General features: G+C 64.9%; 16 protein-coding genes. 11 read left to right on the top strand and 5 right to left on the bottom strand.

The genetic code is table 11. The features are described from left to right. Positions 1-53 precede the first annotated feature (53 nt). The 3 genes from K323_RS23660 to K323_RS0101550 are packed head-to-tail and all read left to right on the top strand — an operon-like array spanning position 54 to position 3258. Positions 54-1388, top strand: coding sequence for an extracellular solute-binding protein (locus K323_RS23660; protein WP_022883533.1), 1335 nt, complete (start codon positions 54-56; stop codon positions 1386-1388). Between the two features lie 47 nt (positions 1389-1435). Next, on the top strand, positions 1436-2380 hold the full coding sequence (locus K323_RS23655; protein ID WP_022883532.1) for a carbohydrate ABC transporter permease: 945 nt from the start codon (positions 1436-1438) through the stop codon (positions 2378-2380). Next, a complete protein-coding gene (locus K323_RS0101550; protein WP_022883531.1) occupies positions 2377-3258 on the top strand; it encodes a carbohydrate ABC transporter permease in 882 nt (293 codons plus the stop codon). The genes K323_RS23655 and K323_RS0101550 overlap by 4 nt, the downstream gene beginning before the upstream one ends. Positions 3259-3336: 78 nt before the next feature. Here the strand turns inward: K323_RS0101550 and K323_RS0101545 are convergent, their stop codons facing one another. The 4 genes from K323_RS0101545 to purD all read right to left on the bottom strand — a co-directional run bounded on the left by K323_RS0101545 (position 3337) and on the right by purD (position 7649). After that, a complete protein-coding gene (locus K323_RS0101545; RefSeq protein ID WP_022883530.1) occupies positions 3337-3777 on the bottom strand; it encodes an iron chaperone in 441 nt (146 codons plus the stop codon). A gap of 248 nt (positions 3778-4025) precedes the next feature. Further along, complete coding sequence (locus tag K323_RS0101540) at positions 4026-4907, bottom strand: VOC family protein (protein WP_245570887.1); 882 nt, start codon at positions 4905-4907, stop codon at positions 4026-4028. Positions 4908-5233: 326 nt separating this feature from the next. Next, positions 5234-6205, bottom strand: a complete 972-nt coding sequence (locus tag K323_RS0101535; protein WP_022883528.1) for a phosphoribosylaminoimidazolesuccinocarboxamide synthase — start codon at positions 6203-6205, stop codon at positions 5234-5236. A gap of 136 nt (positions 6206-6341) precedes the next feature. Next, positions 6342-7649: a phosphoribosylamine--glycine ligase gene (purD, locus tag K323_RS0101530; protein WP_022883527.1), complete on the bottom strand. Its 1308-nt coding sequence runs from the start codon at positions 7647-7649 to the stop codon at positions 6342-6344. A gap of 266 nt (positions 7650-7915) precedes the next feature. On the opposite strand from purD, the gene K323_RS0101525 reads away from it, so the two are divergent. Continuing rightward, positions 7916-8275 (top strand): sterol carrier family protein, encoded by a 360-nt coding sequence (locus K323_RS0101525; RefSeq protein WP_022883526.1) that lies wholly within the window; start codon positions 7916-7918, stop codon positions 8273-8275. A 107-nt stretch (positions 8276-8382) separates the two neighbouring features. Continuing rightward, positions 8383-8988, top strand: a complete 606-nt coding sequence (locus tag K323_RS28675) for a hypothetical protein (RefSeq protein ID WP_022883525.1) — start codon at positions 8383-8385, stop codon at positions 8986-8988. Positions 8989-9032: 44 nt separating this feature from the next. On the opposite strand, the gene K323_RS0101515 is transcribed toward K323_RS28675, so the two are convergent. Continuing rightward, positions 9033-9953, bottom strand: a complete 921-nt coding sequence (locus K323_RS0101515; RefSeq protein ID WP_026851088.1) for a ribokinase — start codon at positions 9951-9953, stop codon at positions 9033-9035. A gap of 268 nt (positions 9954-10221) precedes the next feature. On the opposite strand from K323_RS0101515, the gene K323_RS30170 reads away from it, so the two are divergent. The 6 genes from K323_RS30170 (at position 10222) to K323_RS0101485 (ending at position 16929) form a co-directional block, all read left to right on the top strand. Continuing rightward, a complete protein-coding gene (locus K323_RS30170) occupies positions 10222-10755 on the top strand; it encodes a hypothetical protein (RefSeq protein WP_211219808.1) in 534 nt (177 codons plus the stop codon). A 5-nt stretch (positions 10756-10760) separates the two neighbouring features. After that, entirely contained in the window at positions 10761-12353 is a 1593-nt protein-coding gene (gene purF / locus K323_RS23640; protein ID WP_245570897.1) for an amidophosphoribosyltransferase, read from the top strand. Next, positions 12350-13453 (top strand): phosphoribosylformylglycinamidine cyclo-ligase, encoded by a 1104-nt coding sequence (gene purM / locus K323_RS0101500; RefSeq protein ID WP_022883521.1) that lies wholly within the window; start codon positions 12350-12352, stop codon positions 13451-13453. Before purF ends, purM begins: the two co-directional genes overlap by 4 nt. 213 nt (positions 13454-13666) lie before the next feature. Then, positions 13667-14719, top strand: a complete 1053-nt coding sequence (locus K323_RS30345) for an NAD(P)-dependent alcohol dehydrogenase (protein WP_342662994.1) — start codon at positions 13667-13669, stop codon at positions 14717-14719. Positions 14720-14773: 54 nt separating this feature from the next. Beyond that, entirely contained in the window at positions 14774-15367 is a 594-nt protein-coding gene (locus K323_RS0101490) for a hypothetical protein (RefSeq protein WP_022883519.1), read from the top strand. Next, complete coding sequence (locus K323_RS0101485; protein WP_022883518.1) at positions 15364-16929, top strand: GMC family oxidoreductase; 1566 nt, start codon at positions 15364-15366, stop codon at positions 16927-16929. Before K323_RS0101490 ends, K323_RS0101485 begins: the two co-directional genes overlap by 4 nt. The last annotated feature ends 74 nt before the right edge of the window (positions 16930-17003 follow it).

Raw genomic sequence — 17003 nt, 5'->3', positions numbered from 1 at the left:
CGCAATCCCCCACCCTCGCCACACCACGCACCCCACACACAGAGAAGGTCATCATGAAGAAAACGACACTCGGCACGGCGGCGGGCCTCGGCCTCGCGACCCTGCTTGCCGTCACCGGATGTAGCGCCGGAGGCTCGAACGACGAGGCGGGCGGCGACACCACCGTCACGTTCCTCACCCATTGGGGTCCTGACCAGGTCACCATGCTCGAAGACGCGGCGGCGGCGTTCACGAAGGAGAACCCCGACGTCACGGTCGATGTCCAGGCGGTTCCGTTCGGCAACCTGCTGTCAACCCTCCGCACCCAGGGTGCATCGGCCGATGGGCCGACGATCACCGGCATCTACGACCTCTGGCTGCCGGAACTTGTGCGCGACGGACTGGCGGATGCCGCCCCGGACGACGTCGCCACCGAGGTGACAGACAACTGGCCGTCGAGCCTCGTCGACGCTGCCAGCTCAGAGGGCACCGTGTATGGGGTGCCGAATGAGGTCGACCTGTACCAGCTGAACTACAACACTGCGCTCTTCGCCGAGGCCGGCATCGACGGTCCTCCCGCCACCTGGGATGAACTCCTCGACGACGCGGCCAAGCTCACCAAGTCGGAGGGAGGAACAACCACGCAGCAGGGCATCGGCTTCATCACCGGCTGGGGCTCTGGGGCCGTCCATCCGTTCCTCTCGCTGCTGGCTTCAAACGGCGGCACCTTCCTGAACGAGGATGGCACCGCATCCGCCCTCGGCGATGACGCCGCGCTCGAGACAGCAGAGCTCTATCAGAAACTCGTCGACGACAAGCTGACCGATCCGTCGAAGTCGACGGCAAACGCCAACACCACCGGCCCGTACCTCGACAATTTCGCCGGCGGCAAGACGGCGATGATCATCATGGCGAACTGGTGGGAGAGCGCCATCAAGGACGCGATGGGTGACGACTACAAGAACGTCGCAACCGCGCCGATCCCTGTCGGTCCGAACGGAACGGAATCATCATCGATCTCCTACTCGTGGATGACTACCGTCAACGCCAAGGCCGACGACGACAAACGTGACGCGGCCTGGAAGTTCCTGAGCTGGCTGAACGGCCCGGACTCGGGCGAAGCTGGTTCGTCCGCAATGGCAGACATCCTGCTCAGCATGGGAATCCTGCCGAGCCGGAACTCCGACATCGAGGTAAACGCCGCGGCCCTGGAGACACCCTTCCTCGCCTCGTACGTCAGCGCTCTCGAGACGGCCACGCCGTTCCCGACCGTCATCGGCGGCCAGGCGGCCGCAGACGCCCTGCAGAAGCAGATCGAGTCATTGCTGAACGGGCAGACGGATGCCGCGGGAGCGATGAAGACGGCCTCAGACGAGGTCGACTCGGCACTCGAACGGGCGCAGAAGTAGCACGTGGCCCCCGTCCACTCGACAGTACGAGAGAAGCGATTAACCGAGTGACAACAGTCAAGATCGCCGGGGAGGGAGCAGCCCTCCTTCCCCGGCGCGCTCCACGCCCGAAGAGCCGGCAGAAGGGTCAGGGCCGCTGGTCCGCGTTATTCCTCAGCCCCGCGCTCATCGTGATCGGCGTCTTCACGCTGATCCCGATGGTCATGACCTTCGTCATCAGCCTCCACGAGTGGTCGATGTTCACACCGATCACCGAGATGAACTGGGTGGGGCTCGAGAACTACGAGACACTCTTCGACGACTCCAACCGCATCCAGGCGATGGGGAACACCGCGATCTACGTCGTGCTGAGCATCGTGATCACCGTTCCCCTCGGCCTGCTGATCGCCATGCTTCTCTACTTTCCCAAACTCAAGGGCAAGGGACTGGTGCGGGTCATCCTGTTCTCGACCTACGTCATCCCGACGATCGCGATCGTCATCATCTGGAGCAACATCTACGCGCCGGGTTACGGGCCACTCAGCACCATGCTGCAGGCGATCGGAGTCACTCCGCCCGGTTGGCTGAGTGATCCATCCTGGGCTCTTATCTCACTGGTCATCTTCAACGTCTGGCAGATGCTTGGCTACTACGTGATCCTCTTGGTCGCCGGTCTCACGCAGATCCCGGAAGACCTGTACGAGGCAGCCAAGATCGACGGCGCTGGTCTCGTCAGGCAGACCTGGTCGATCACGATCCCGATGCTGAACAAAACGCTCGTGTTCGTTCTCCTGATGACCTTCATCAACTCGATCCAGGTCTTCGACCCGATCTATCTGCTCACCCAGGGCGGGCCAGCAGGATCGACCAACATGGTCTCGTACGAGATTCAGCGTTCGGCCTTCTCCTATGGGCTGGCCGGCGAATCGAGCGCCCTCGCGGTGACCCTGTTCATGTCGATAGTTGTAGTCGGTGCCGTGCTCGGCATCGTCATGAAGGGCAGGAACAAATGAGCGGCGCCGTCGCAGTACAAGCGCGCAGGGCACCGATCCGCAGGACGCCGCCGCGCGGGCGACTCACGAAGGCCTTCCTCTACCTGCTGCTCGCCATCGTCGCCATCATCCCGCTGTTCCCGCTCTACTGGCTGCTGATCTCGGCGTTCAAGACGCCGGCCGAGTTCGCCAGCGTGCCTCCGACGTGGTTCCCCGCGGAACCGACCATCGCCCCTCTGGTTACGGCACTCACCGAGGTGCCGTTCGCCCAGTCGATGCTGAACAGCCTGATCATCGTCGGCGGCAGCACCGCATCCGTTCTGGTGACCAGCGTGCTGGCAGGCTACGTCTTCGCTAAGCATCGGTTCCGCGGTCGGGACGCCCTGTTCTACGGGGTCGTGGCGACGATGTTCCTCCCGCCGATCGTGACCTTGGTTCCGTTGTATTACCTGGTCAGCACCATGGGACTCGACGATTCGTACCTCGGGGTGATGCTGCCGTGGCTGGCGAACGCGTTCGGCATCTTCCTGATGCGCCAGTTCATCATGGACGTGCCGGACGAGATCATCGAGGCTGCGCGAATGGATGGCGCTGGAGAGTTCCGCATCGTCTGGCAGTTTGTGGTGCCCATGTTGAAGCCCGCCGTCGTCACGCTCGCGGTGTTCATGTTCGTCTACGGCTGGAACAACTTCATCTGGCCGCTGTCCGTGCTGAAGTCGGAGGCGCTCTACCCGGTTGTGCTGACCATCAACCGCCTGATGTCGTACACGATGAGCTTCGAGTATCAGAACGTGGTCATCGCCGGCGCGTTGGTCGCCTCGCTTCCGACGGTGCTGGTCTTCCTGGTCGCACAGCGCGTGTTTGTGCAGGGGATCGCCAGCAGTGGCGTGAAGGGCTAACCTCCTCTCCCTGTCGCGTAGCCCATTTCGCCGCATCGTGTGAAAATCATTTGCTGGATCCAGTCGACTCCTGAGGGGTCAGGCGACGGCCTTCTGAACGAGGTCAGTGATCTTCTGCTCGACCACCGGGGTCCACTTGTGGATCGCGAAGCCGACGGGCCACATGTCGCCGTCGTCCAGGTTCGCTGTGCCTTCGAATCCGATGGTCGCGTAGCGCGTCTTGAACTTTTTGGCCGGCTGGATGAACACGACAATCTTGCCCTCGGCGTTCGCGAAGCCGGGCATGCCGTAGTAGGTCTTCGGAACGAGGTCGGGCGCGACCTTGACGACGACTGTGTGGAGCCCCTCGGCGAGCACCTTGTCTTCCGGCTCCAGCTGGGCGATGGCCTCGAGCAGCGCCTTCTCACCGGCCTCACGGTTCTTGCCGGCTTTCTCCTGCTCGCGGACCTCCTTGGCGCGCTGCTTGACCGCGTCGCGCTCCTCCTTGCTCAGCCCTCCGGACGTGTCTGACTTGGCCATTGTGGGTCTCCTTCCGGGATTCTCGTCGGTGATGCCGCGTTGGTCGAGACATCGATCTCAGGCTACGCGGGCGTGTTCATCACGTGCTTCTTCAATCCTGATCGATCTGAGTCTCCTGCCAGGGACTCCGGTGCTCGAGCAACGTTTTCCTTCACGCGTGCGCCTGAATCGTCGCTTGCCGCGTCGTGAACAGACGATTTAGGCGCACTCGCGGATGACTGGGCTGCTGGGGCCTCAGGTGGGTCGAGTCAGACGGCGGGCGAGACGGATGCCGTGCGCACCGTGATCGCGTTCGCCCACGGGTCGTCGAAGCCGACCGTTTGCCCGTCGTTTCGGGTCTGCACACCGTAGTGCGACATCCGTTCGTTCAGCGCAGCCAGATCGTCGCCGGTCGGCACGATGATGTCTACCTGGCCGAGTCCGAGCGCGAGACGGCGCCGGCCGCTGCCCGCGCTGTTCCAGGTGTTCATCGCCATGTGGTGGTGGTAGCCGCCCGCAGAGACGAACAGGGCGGAGTCACCGAGCGCCGCCGTGGTCTCGAAGCCGAGTCTGTCAACGTAGAACTCGCGGGCGCTCGCCACGTCTCCGACCGAGAGATGCACGTGGCCGACGACCGCGTGCCCGGCCGATGGGTCGCTCACTCCCGCCTCCGTCATGTGCTCGGAGATGAACGTGTTCGGGTCGAGATAGAGGGTCGCCATCTCGACCTGACCGTGGGTCCAGCTCCACGAAGAGCGGTCGCGGTCCCAATACAGCTCGATGCCGTTGCTCTCTGGGTCGGTGAAGTAGAAAGCCTGGCTGACCAGATGGTCTGCGCTGCCGGTGAAGGTGCCCGGATGCTTCGTGGCAACCGAATAGACGGCCGCGGCGAGCTGCGCCTGGGTGTCGAACACGATGGCGGTGTGGAACAGGCCTGCCGCACGAGGTTCCGGCGACGCCAGCTCTGGTGCGTGCTGCAGGATCACGATGGGAGTGGTGCCGCGGCCGAGCACGGCGACCGGTCCGTCGTGGCTGAGCAGCTCGAGCGTGACGGCATCGCGATAGTAGGCGATCATGGCGTCGAGGTTTCCGACGCGGAGGGTCACCGCGCCCATGCCGGTGTCGGCAGCCAGTAAGTCTGTTCGGGTCATGCTCAGTTCAACGGATGCCGCGCACGGCATATTCCGCCGCCTGTTCGATCGACGCCTGCGCCCTGCTGCTCACGCGCGCGCCCCATGTGTCGCCTCAGATGCCCGGAAGGCGGCACATAGAGCGCACGCGCGGAGGAACGTTCGTTCGCCAGGAGCCCCGAGGTGGGTGCACGCGCCTTCGATAGTCGTCCCGCGCCCGCCCCTCCTTCGCCGAGTGTCGCCGTTTGCGCCGGGTGTCGCCGTTGCACCGGCGATTGTGGGCGCGAGTGGCGATTCTCGGTGCGGTGCCGGCCCGGCCGCGGCGGGGTGCCCCGCGATGCCGAGCCTCAGGCGGAGGTGAGCCGCTCGAGCAGCTCGCGGTAGCGCGCCGCCGTCTGCTCCACGATCGCGGCGGGCAACACCGGTGCGTCCCCCGTCTGGTCCCAGTTGGCCGCCAGCCAGTTGCGCACGATCTGTTTGTCGAAGCTCGCCATTCGTTCTTCGGGGGTGGTGCCAGTCGCCCACGCCTCGGAGTCCCAGTACCTGCTCGAGTCGCTCGTGAGCACCTCGTCGGCGAGGGTCAATTCGCCCGTCACCCGGTCAGCACCGAACTCGAACTTCGTGTCGGCCAGAATCACCCCGGCACGTTCCGCGATCGACGAAGCCGTGTCGAAGATCGACAGTGACTGGTCCCTGAGGTGGCCTGCGGCATCCGCTCCGACCAACTCGACGGTGCGCTCGAACGAGATATTCTCGTCGTGCTCACCCATCGGCGCCTTCCAGGCGGGCGTGTAGATCGGTTCAGGCAGCCGGTCTCCGTTCTGCAGGCCAGCCGGCAGCGGGATGCCGCACACCGTCTGGTTCTGCTGGTATTCCTTCCAGCCGGAGCCGGTCAGATATCCGCGCACCACGCATTCGACGGGGTACATGTCGAGCGTCTTGCACAGCATCGCGCGTCCTGCCACTGCCGCCGGAATGAGCGATCCGCCAGCCGGTGTGTGATCGGCGGCGAGGTGGTTCGGCACGGTGTCCAGCCGGTCGAACCACCAGAGGCTCAGAGTGGTGAGCAGCTCACCCTTGCCGGGAATGCCGGGCTCGAGCACCTGGTCGAAAGCACTGACGCGATCGCTGGCCACGACCAAAACCCGGTCGCTGGTGGCCAGGCCGGCTGCGGCATCCGTTCGGGGCGTGCCGTTCAGATGCTGGTCGTTCACATACAGATCGCGCACCTTGCCCGCATAGACATGGCGCCAACCGGGAAGAACGGACGGGGCGGAGGTGTCGACGTCGCTGGGGATCGGATCGGTGTCAGTGGTCACTGGTTTATTCTCTCCCAACTGGGCGCACGCTACGCCAGGGGCTTGCGATGCCTCCTCGCTTATCCCAGCAAAGGACGCGTGAGGGGACAGCTTTGCCTAGTCCTGGCCCCCGCCGCAACAAGGGAAAGCTGGCACCTCACGGGGTGGATTCCACGACGCGCGCGGCGATGTCGCTGCGGAACTGGCCGCCTTCGAGGCCGATCTGCGCCAACGCCTCGTAGGCGCGGCTGCGCGCCTCGCCGAAGTCGGCGCCGGTGGCCACCACGCTGAGTACCCGGCCGCCGGTCGCGACGAGCTCATCAGCGTTCTGTACTGCGCCGGCGTGTACTGCGTTGGAATGCGCGGTCGCGGCATGGGCGATGGTGACGCCGGGCACCGCCTCGGCGGCAGCCAGGCCGGTGATTTGGCGCCCGGTGATCGGTGCATCCGGGTAGTTCTCGCTCGCCAACACCACGGTGACGCATGCGTCGCGCGAGAACTGAGGACGCGCGACGCCGCCGAGTTCTCCATTCGCCGCCGCCAGCAGAAGTCCAGACAGTGGGGTGACCAGTCTCGGCAGCACGACCTGAGTCTCCGGGTCTCCGAAACGCGCGTTGAACTCGATCACCCGGATGCCGGTATCCGTCAGGATGAGCCCGCAATAGAGCAGCCCGATGAACGGGGTGTCTTCGTCGGCAAGCCGGCGCACGGTCGGCAGGGCGATCGTCTCGATGACCTCGTCGACGAACGCGCTCTCGCTGCCGAAGCGTTCGTCGAGCCAGGGCAGGGGGGAGTATGCGCCCATGCCTCCCGTGTTCGGGCCGGTATCGCCGTCGCCGAGGCGCTTGTAGTCCTGGGCTGGGGAGAGGGGGATGACCGTGGTGCCGTCGCTGAGAAGGAAGAGCGAGACTTCCTGACCGTCGAGGAATTCCTCGATCAGCACGCTCCCGTGCTGCAGCCAGTGTGTGGCGTGGGCGATCGCCGCGTCGCGCTCGCCGGTGACGAGAACGCCCTTGCCGGCGGCGAGACCGTCGGCCTTCACCACGTATGGGGCGCCGAACTCGTCGAGGGCCGCCTCGACCTCTGCGAGCGATCCGGACCGCACGGCGCGGCCGGTTGGCACGCCCGCCTCGTCCATGATGCGCTTGGCGAAGGTCTTCGATCCCTCGAGTGCGGCGGCGGCCTTGCCAGGACCGAATACCGGGATGCCGCGGGTGCGGAGAGCGTCGGCGACGCCCGCGACGAGCGGCGCTTCTGGCCCGATGACAACGAGCTCGATGTTGTTCCGGATCGCAAAGTCGGCCACGGCGGCCGGGTCGACCGGGTCGAGGGTGACGAGCTCGGTCTCCTGGGCGATGCCGGCGTTGCCTGGAGCGGCATACAGCTCATGCCCCACGTGTTCGCGCCGCAGCGCCAGGACGATGGCGTGCTCGCGGGCACCGGAACCGAGGACCAGAATTCTCACCGGTTCAGGCTACCGGATGCCGCCGGTCGCCTGCCTTCCGCGCGTCCCGGCCAGCGCGTGAGCGACCGATCCAACCCCAGTGCGGTGCAACTCCGGCCTCCGCGTGGCCAATTCACGTGGCTAATTCAGGAGAATCGGGGAACTCCGGCGCGCGGGGCGCGGAATCTCGCTGCGGCAGTGGGGCAGCATACGCAATCTCCTGAGTTAGCCACGCACGGTCGGGTCGACCGCGAGATGCTGGCCGCCGGAGAGGGCAGACTGGTGCCATGGCGCGAGCGAGAATCGACGATGCGGCGGGAACAGCCGCCGTGCGCGAATGGGCGACCGGCCCCGAGAATGCGTCCAGAGACATCCGTGCCGTCGCCGTTCGCTACACCCTGCAGTTGCTCGCCGAGCGCGCCGAAGGCAACACCGTCGAGGTGCGGGTGCCGCCGTTCGGCGCCGTGCAGTGCATCGAAGGGCCGCGCCACACGCGTGGCACCCCTCCGAACGTGGTCGAAACGGATGCCGCCACCTGGCTCGCCCTCGCGACCGGCACCCTCGCATGGGCAGACGGACTCGCAACCGGGCGTATTCATGCCTCAGGGCAGCGCGCCGATCTGGCCGCGCAGCTGCCGATTCTCTGAACGCGGCGAGCGGCGTTACGGCGCGCCAAACGCATGTTTCCATCACGATCAGTGTTGCGCGGGCGTGGTCACCTGCTGGTACGGCGCGCGCCGCTACGGTGTGAACCATGAGCTTCCGAATTGCGGCCGCGACCGCACTTGCGCTGTCCGTCTCGGTCATTGTTGCCGGCTGCACTGCGGCTCCGCTGACCGACGGCACGCCGACCCCGACCCGCACCGCGGAGGCGACTCCGAGGCCAACGCCGACCGCCACGCCGCAACCCACCACTACTGAGCTCGCACCGGGACCGGCCCTGCTCCTCGACTGCGCCGGCCTCCTGAACGCCGAAAGTCTGGCCGAGTTCGACGCTGGCTCCTTCGGCCTCCCCGACCAGGCGGGCATCGACGGCTACGTGGACAAGACCAGAGGCGAAGGCGACTCGCTGGCTCTCTTCGCCGACTATGGCGGCGTGCTCTGCCCTGTCACGAACGGAACGCGAGTGAGCGAGCTGTTCGGCTACTCTCCGATCACCGCGGAACAGTCAGCGGAACAGCAGGCCCGCCTGGCCCTAGAGGGATACACCATCAGCGACCACAACGGTGGTGTGCTGCTCAGCGACACCAGCGGCCAGGAGAGTGCGGCCCGCGAGTACCTGTTCCTGGACGGCTACTGGGCCACGGCGTTCGATGTCATCCGGGTCGACGAGGTCGTCGCCAACGCGCCGGTGGCGTGACGCCAGGCCAACCGGCCGACCGCGCCGGCCGACTGGCCGGCCGATCAGCCCAGAATCGCCTCGACTTCGGCCAGCGTCGGCATCGAGCTGGTTGCCCCTGCGCGGGTGACGGCGACGGATGACGCCACGGTCGCCCAGCGCACCGCCTCGATCATGTCCGCTTCGGAGAGCTTTCCGGGCTGAGCGTCCTTCGCGGCGAGCCTGGCTACCAGTGCCCCGACGAAGGTGTCTCCCGCTGCCGTGGTGTCCACTGCTGTGACCGGCCTGGCAGGCGCCAGTCCGAGAACCGAGCCGTCGTGCGCGACCACGGATCCCTCCGACCCGAGGGTCACGATCGCCCAGGTGCCGTCCCGGCTGAGCTGTTCGGCGGCGGCGACGGGATCGTCTTCCCCTGTCAGCTCGGTCGCCTCGATCTGGTTGGGAACCACCAGGTCGACCGATGCGAGAAAGCCGTCGGGGAACGGCATCACCGGTGCGGGCGTCAGCACGGTGAACGTGCCGGCATCCTTTGCTGCAGCAATGCCTTCGACCAGCACAGATACCGGCAGCTCACACTGCATGACGAGGAACGCTGAGGCGGCAATGGTCTCCCGCTGCGCCTCGCTGAGGGAGGTCACGGTCGCGTTTGCGCCTGACACCACAACGATCGAATTCTCACCGGAATCGACGACGGAAATATGCGCCGTTCCGGTCGGCGCGGCATCCGCCGTCGCCAGACCATCGGTACGGATGCCTTCGGTCGCCATCAGCGCGCGGAGCTCGGTTCCGTAGGCGTCGCCTCCGACCGCGCCGAGGAAATCCACGGTTCCCTCCAGCCTGGCCGCGGCCACCGCCTGGTTGAGTCCCTTGCCACCTGGCACCGTGGTGAAGGTCGACCCGAAGATCGTCTCTCCCGGTTGGGGCAGGCGAGGCTGCCGTACGACGAGGTCCATGTTGGCGCTTCCGAGCACGGCGATCCTGTTCACTCGCCCAGTCTCGCATCCGTTTGGATCGATGCGCGAAAGCAGCGGTCGGTGGTCGGTGGTCAAAACATCGGGAACTGGCCAACTGTCGTCCACAACATCGAGAACTGCATGGTTCACGGTTGTTCTTGCTGTATTCGCGACGCGGGAGGTGGCCGTGGCGCCGCCATCTGGCCACGGCGCATCAGCCTGCGCGCCGGGCGCTTCGGCGTCTAACTGGCGTGTGTCTGACGCACGGCCGCGGCACAGGCGCGCGTGAGACAATATTCAGGTGAGTTCCTCCGAGCAGCCAGAGCGAATGGGCGCAGAGTCGACCAGCGCAGCGCCGGCCGGCGCCGAGACCGCCGTGCCGACCGAGACCGCCGAGCCGACCGAAACCGTGCTCGACGAGACGACGGTCACGGTGCGCCGCTCGCCGCGCTACTTCCACTTCATGATCGTGGGTGCTGTCGCCGGAGCTATTGCCGCCCTCATCCTCACATTCGCGTTCCCGACGAACGCCGAGTTCGACCGTGGCCAGGTGTTCGGCTTCCTGCTGCTCGCGGGTGTCGCGTTCGGCGTGGCCATCGGCTGCCTGCTCGCTCTCGCGCTCGACCGTGCCAGTCGCCGCACAGCGTCGACCGTTGTCGCGGATAGACTCGGTTCACACGCGCAGACCCCGCCCAACGTCGCCACGGGAGTCACCGATTCACCGGTCACCGACGCACCATCGACCGAAGCACCCGCCCTCGGCGCACGCGAACCGGGCGCGGTATCCGTTTCTCCCCCATCCCGCACCAACACGACGAACACCGACTCAGAGTAAAGGGGCTGCGCTTGGCCGGCGACGGACTTCTCGGGCACGATCTCATTCCGGGTGAGAAGGGGCCGCAGGATGCCTGTGGCGTCTTCGGAGTCTGGGCGCCGGGCGAAGAGGTGGCGAAGCTCAGCTACTTCGGCCTCTACGCACTCCAGCACCGTGGCCAGGAATCGGCTGGCATCGCGACGAGTGACGGCAGCAAGATCCTCATCTACAAAGACATGGGACTCGTCTCCCAGGTCTTCAACGAGGCCGCGCTGAACACCCTCGTCGGCCACATCGCCGTCGGGCACTGCCGGTATTCGACGACGGGGTCGTCCAGTTGGCAGAACGCGCAGCCGACTCTCGGGCGCACTTCCAGCGGCACGGTGGCGCTCGGACACAACGGCAACCTCACGAACACGGCCGAGCTGATGCAGCTGGTGCATGAGCGGTATCCCCAGACCGACGGCGAACTCGCACGCGGCAACACCACGGACACCGCGGTTCTGACGGCGCTGCTCACCGGCGACCTCGACCACACCCTCGAAGCGACCGCACTGGAGGTGCTGCCAAGGCTTCGCGGCGCGTTCTGCCTGGTGTTCATGGACGAGAGCACCCTCTACGCGGCCCGCGACCCGCAGGGTGTCCGCCCGCTGGTGCTCGGCCGTCTCGAACGCGGCTGGGTGGTCGCCTCTGAGACCGCTGCACTCGACATCGTCGGCGCCAGCTTCGTGCGCGAGGTCGAGCCAGGCGAACTCATCGCCATCGACGAGAACGGACTCCGCACACAGCGTTTCGCCGAAGTGAAGCGAGCCGGCTGCGTCTTCGAGTACGTGTACCTCGCTCGGCCCGACACCGCCATCGCCGGCCGGGGCGTGCACGAGGCACGCGTCGAGATGGGTCGCAAACTCGCTGCCGAGCATCCCGTCGAAGCCGACCTGGTCATCCCCACCCCCGAATCCGGAACCCCGGCGGCCATCGGCTACGCACAGGCATCCGGTATTCCCTTCGGCCAGGGCCTGGTCAAGAACTCCTACGTCGGCCGCACCTTCATCCAGCCGTCGCAGACCATCCGCCAGCGCGGCATCAAGCTCAAACTGAACCCGCTCAAGGAAGTCATCAAGGGCAAACGGCTGATCGTCGTCGACGACTCGATCGTGCGCGGCAACACCCAGCGCGCCCTGGTCAGCATGTTGCGCGAGGCCGGCGCGGCCGAGGTACACGTCCGCATCTCGAGCCCGCCCATCACCTGGCCGTGTTTCTACGGCATCGACTTCGCCTCGCGCGCCGAGCTCATCGCCACCGGCCTCGGGGTCGATGAGGTGCGCCAGTCGATCGGCGCGGATTCGCTCGGCTACCTCTCCGAAGACGGCATGATCGCGTCGACAGAGCAGCCCCGCGAGAGCCTGTGTACCGCGTGCTTCACCGGTGTCTACCCGATCGCACTGCCTGAGTCGCAGCACCTGGGCAAGAATCTGCTCGAGCGCGAGCCCGCATCGAACGGATGCGACCCAGGCCCAGACGCCGACCTCGAGGTCGTACTCGACCCGGCCTCGGTTCGCGAAGCCGTGCTCGCGTCACACGGTCAAGTACCCATCGGCGATCCGGGAAGACAAGAATGAGCAACGCGTCATACGCCGCCGCCGGAGTCGACACCGCGGCGGGCGATCTCGCCGTCGAGCTCATGAAGGCCGCGGTCTCGAACACCCATGGGCCACAGGTGCAGGGCGGGGTCGGCGGATTTGCCGGGCTCTACGATGTGTCGTTCCTGACTTCGTTCCGGAAGCCCTTGCTGGCCACCTCTACCGACGGAGTCGGTACGAAGGTCGCCATCGCGCAGGCCATCGACAAGCACGACACCATCGGGCAAGACCTGGTCGGCATGGTGGTCGACGACATCGTTGTGGTCGGCGCCAGGCCGCTGTTCATGACGGATTACATCGCCTGCGGCAAGGTCGTGCCCGAGCGCATCGCGTCGATCGTGGCCGGCATCGCCCGCGCCTGCTCTGAGACCGGCACTGCGCTGGTCGGTGGCGAGACTGCAGAACACCCGGGGCTTCTCGGGCCAGATGACTACGACGTGGCTGGCGCCGCAACCGGTGTCGTCGAAGCCGACCGCGTGCTCGGCGCCGAGCGGGTGGGGCACGGTGACGTCGTTGTGGCGATGGCGTCGTCCGGACTGCACTCCAACGGATTCTCTCTGGTGCGCCACATCCTCGCGCAACGAGGGATCGGCTACTCAGACACGTCGGCCGAGTTGGGCGGAGTGGTCGGCGAGGTACTGCTCGAGCCGACCAGGCTCTACACGACGCCGCTGCTCGCCGTTCTCGACGACCCGGCGTTCGACGGAGCGGTGCACTCGCTGAGTCATGTCACGGGCGGTGGCATAGCGGCGAACCTCGCGCGAGTGCTGCCCGTCGGTTCGTGGGTGGAGGTCGAGCGGTCAACGTGGTCGCCGCCCGGTGTGTTCAGGGTGCTGAGCGATATGGCCTCTTCGACCCTCGAGAGTTCTGAGGGAACCTGGAACCTCGGCGTGGGCATGTTCGCCGTCGTCGCAGCCGAGGCGGCGACATCTGTCATCGACAGGCTGGCTTCGGCTGGCATCCCGTCCTGGATCGCCGGCACCGTCTCGACGACGCCGCGCGATTTCGCGGGCTTCGAGCAGGGCGCCAAGGGCGTCGACGGCGGCGCGGTGCGCCTCGTCGGCTCGTACGCGACGTAACGCCGCCTGCTGCTCGGTCCAGTGGAAGGGACCAGACGAGTGGCGCAATCTCACGCCCTTCGAAGAGCCGGACCTCAGCGCATCAGCCCTCACATAGACGACGGATGAACAGCAACAAAGCAGATCGGACGAACTAATTCTCACTCCGTGATACGGGACATAGTGTGAAGTCGATAGATAATTCAAGCTAGAACCCGTCACGAGTGTGATGTTGTGCGACCTCGACGGGGAGGAAACGTGAAGGCAGTTCGTCTGCACCATTATGGGGAAAATCCGAAGATCGAAGATGTGTCGGAGCCCAAGGTCACCGGCCCGTGGGATGTCATCGTTGACGTCGGTGCAGCCGGTTTGTGCCGTACGGATCTTCACATCATCGAAGGCCAGTGGGATCCAATCCAACACCCTCATTTGCCGTACACGCTTGGGCATGAGAACGCCGGATGGGTTCGCCAGGTGGGCAGCGCCGTCCATAACGTGAAACCGGGTGACACGGTGATCATGCATCCGCTCACTAGTTGTGGTCTATGCCCGGCATGCAGAGTGGGTCAGGACTCACACTGCGAGAACGCGACTTTTCCTGGAATCAACGCTGACGGTGGTATGGCTCAGCAGCTCCTGACCAATGCGCGCGCGGTGGTCAGGCTGGACGGCGGGCTGCAGCCGAAAGATGTAGCCGCACTGGCTGACGCGGGTCTCACCGCTTACCATGCGGTGCGTAAAGCCGCCGATGTCCTGTTCCCGGGGACCCACGCGGTCGTGGTCGGTGCCGGTGGCCTCGGACACATCGGTATCCAGGCACTCGCTGCGATCACGAGTGCGACCATAACGGTCGTCGACCGCAGTGAGGCCGCACTTGAACTCGCTCAGACACTGGGTGCGCACCATACCGTGCTCTCGACGAGCGACGATGTCGTCGAGAAGGAGGTGCTCGAGATTACGAGCGGTGGAGCACACGTCGTGTTCGACTTCGTCGGGGAGCGCGGTGCCGAGCTGCTGGCTCCGCGACTTCTGCGCAATCGCGGCTCGCACTACGTGATCGGCTACGGCGGAGCCGTCAACATCCCCACCATCGAGATCATTTCGCGCGAAATCAACGTCATCGGAAACCTGGTCGGAACCTACAACGACCTCGTGGAGCTCATGACGCTCACGGCTCAAGGCAAAGTCACGCTTCACACCGCCACCTATCCCCTTGATGCCGCCCTGGACGCGATCGCAGACTTGGACGCCGGACGGATCGTCGGTCGCGGAATCCTCGTCCCCTGAGGACGAACACCAATCACCAACCACCACGACGACATGGAGCAAAGGAGCTCAGTAATGGCTTTTCCAGCCAAGTATCCACAACTGAATGAGACGGAGTTGACCGGTGAGGCACGCAGCGTGCTCATCCGTGTTATCCGGGTCGCGTTTCCTCACCCGTCGTTCCCCGATGGTCCCTACGAGCGCACGGCAGACACGATCTTGCGAGAGGCAGAGAACTCAACCTGGTTTCGCGTCGCACTGACGCAAGGACTCCTTACTTTGGGCCACCTGGCCGGAGGCGATTTCCGCGACCTCAACGATGAAGACGCCACCAAGGTTCTGCGCCGAATCGAGACCACGGAGTTCTTCGGTTTCATCAGGCGGACGACCGTACTGAATCTTTATGACAACGAGGACGTCTGGGAGATCCTCGGCTTCGAAGGACCGAGCTTCGACAAAGGCGGCTACGTCAACCGCGGCTTCAACGATCTCGACTGGCTTCCCGAAGCGCGAATCGAAAGCTACGACGGACCGGAACAACTCATCGAAATTGCCACAAACGTGTCGGTGGCAACCGTTCGCGGCGGCGAGAGCGCGTCTGCATCAGAGCGTGACACGAGCAATCAACCCGGCAAACGCGACGCAACCATGACGGCGGTGAAGAAGTGACCAACATCGAGCACGATGACGCAGCGATAATCATCATTGGATCGGGAGCTGGGGGCGGAACGCTTGCTTACGAACTGACCGCCCGAGGTCTTCCGGTTGTGGTTCTGGAGGCGGGTTCGTACCTGCGAAACGAGGACTATGTCAACGATGAGTGGGAGGCATTCAACCAGATGGCGTGGCTCGACCCACGAACCACCTCAGGTTCCTGGCGAATCGCTCGCGATTTCCCCAACCTTCCTGCCTGGATCGTGAAGGCGGTCGGTGGCACGACGACGCACTGGTCCGGTGCAACACCGCGGTTTAAGGCTCACGAGTTCGCGGCGCGAAGCACCTACGGTCGGATCGACGGCGCCAACCTCCTCGACTGGCCGATCACTCTCGCCGAGCTTGCACCCTTCTACGACAAAGCCGAAGTAGCGATGGGATCGACGCACGTGCACGGCCGTAAGCCGCTACCGGCGAACAATAATTACAAGGTCTTCGCAAACGGCGCGGAACGCATTGGATACAAGTTTTACGCGACGGGCCCGTACGCGACGAACGCTGAAGAGTACGACGGCCGTCCGGCATCCGTTCAGGACGGCTTCAACTTTCAGGGCGACAAGAACAAGTCGAAGTGGTCGACGCTGGTGCGCGAAATCCCTCGTGCGGAAGCGACGGGCTTACTCGACCTACGACCCGAGTGTCATGTGGTGCAGATCACCCACGATGCCTCGGGACGAGCAGACGCCGTCTTGTATCTCGATAAAGACGGCAACCTGCAACGACAGTCCGCCAAACTCGTCGCGGTGGCTGCGAACTCTATCGAGACACCCCGGCTGTTGCTTCAATCCGCGAGCCCGATGTTCCCTGACGGCTTGGCCAACTCTTCCGGCCAGGTTGGCCGCAATTACATGCGGCACACCACGGGTTCGGTCTACGCCAGGTTTAACGATCCGGTGCGGATGCACCGTGGTGAAACCATGGCCGGAGTGATCGCGGACGAGTCCAAGCATGATCCAGACCGCGGCTTCGCTGGTGGCTACTACCTGGAGACACTATCACTCGGGCCAGCCTTCCTGGCCAGCTTTGGCGATCCCGGAGCGTGGGGCCAGGGATTCACCACAATCCTCGAGGCGTATGCCAACACGGCTGGGCTCTGGATCGTCGGCGAAGACCTGCCGCAAGAGAGCAATCGAGTCACGCTGAACACGACGGTGTCCGATAAGAACGGTCTTCCCGTTCCCAACGTGCACTTCGACGACCATATCAACGACATCGCCATGCGAGACCACGGATACACCCAGGCAGAGTTGCTGTACGAGGCTGTGGGTTCGGTCGGTGCGCAGCGCACGCCCCCGTATCCGTCCACGCACAATATGGGCACGTCACGAATGAGCGAGAGACCCGAAGATGGTGTCGTCGATAAATGGGGACGCGCCCACGACGTACCAAACCTGTTCATTAGCGATGGGTCCGTATTCACAACCGGTGCGGCAGCCAATCCCACGCTCACGATCGTTGCCCTCGCCATACGGCAGTCCGAGTACATCGCAGATCAACTGAAAACGGGAGGAATCTGAGCGACTTGAGGTGGCCGGATCCGTTTGACAGGGGTCGGCTCTCACTCGAGGCAGTCTTTTAATCTCCCACCAGG

It is taken from the genome of Glaciibacter superstes DSM 21135, assembly GCF_000421145.1.
Lineage (GTDB): Bacteria > Actinomycetota > Actinomycetes > Actinomycetales > Microbacteriaceae > Cryobacterium > Cryobacterium superstes.
The sequence above is the reverse complement of the archived record's forward strand: the minus strand, read 5'-3'. Positions and strand labels throughout refer to the sequence as shown.

Coding starts and splice junctions, on each gene's coding strand:
- K323_RS23660 (WP_022883533.1), top strand. CDS start 54: ATGAAGAAAACGACACTCGGCACGGCGGCGGGCCTCGGCCTCGCGACC.
- K323_RS0101550 (WP_022883531.1), top strand. CDS start 2,377: ATGAGCGGCGCCGTCGCAGTACAAGCGCGCAGGGCACCGATCCGCAGG.
- K323_RS0101545 (WP_022883530.1), bottom strand. CDS start 3,777: ATGGCCAAGTCAGACACGTCCGGAGGGCTGAGCAAGGAGGAGCGCGAC.
- K323_RS0101540 (WP_245570887.1), bottom strand. CDS start 4,907: ATGACCCGAACAGACTTACTGGCTGCCGACACCGGCATGGGCGCGGTG.
- K323_RS0101525 (WP_022883526.1), top strand. CDS start 7,916: ATGGCGCGAGCGAGAATCGACGATGCGGCGGGAACAGCCGCCGTGCGC.
- K323_RS28675 (WP_022883525.1), top strand. CDS start 8,383: ATGAGCTTCCGAATTGCGGCCGCGACCGCACTTGCGCTGTCCGTCTCG.
- purM (WP_022883521.1), top strand. CDS start 12,350: ATGAGCAACGCGTCATACGCCGCCGCCGGAGTCGACACCGCGGCGGGC.
- K323_RS0101490 (WP_022883519.1), top strand. CDS start 14,774: ATGGCTTTTCCAGCCAAGTATCCACAACTGAATGAGACGGAGTTGACC.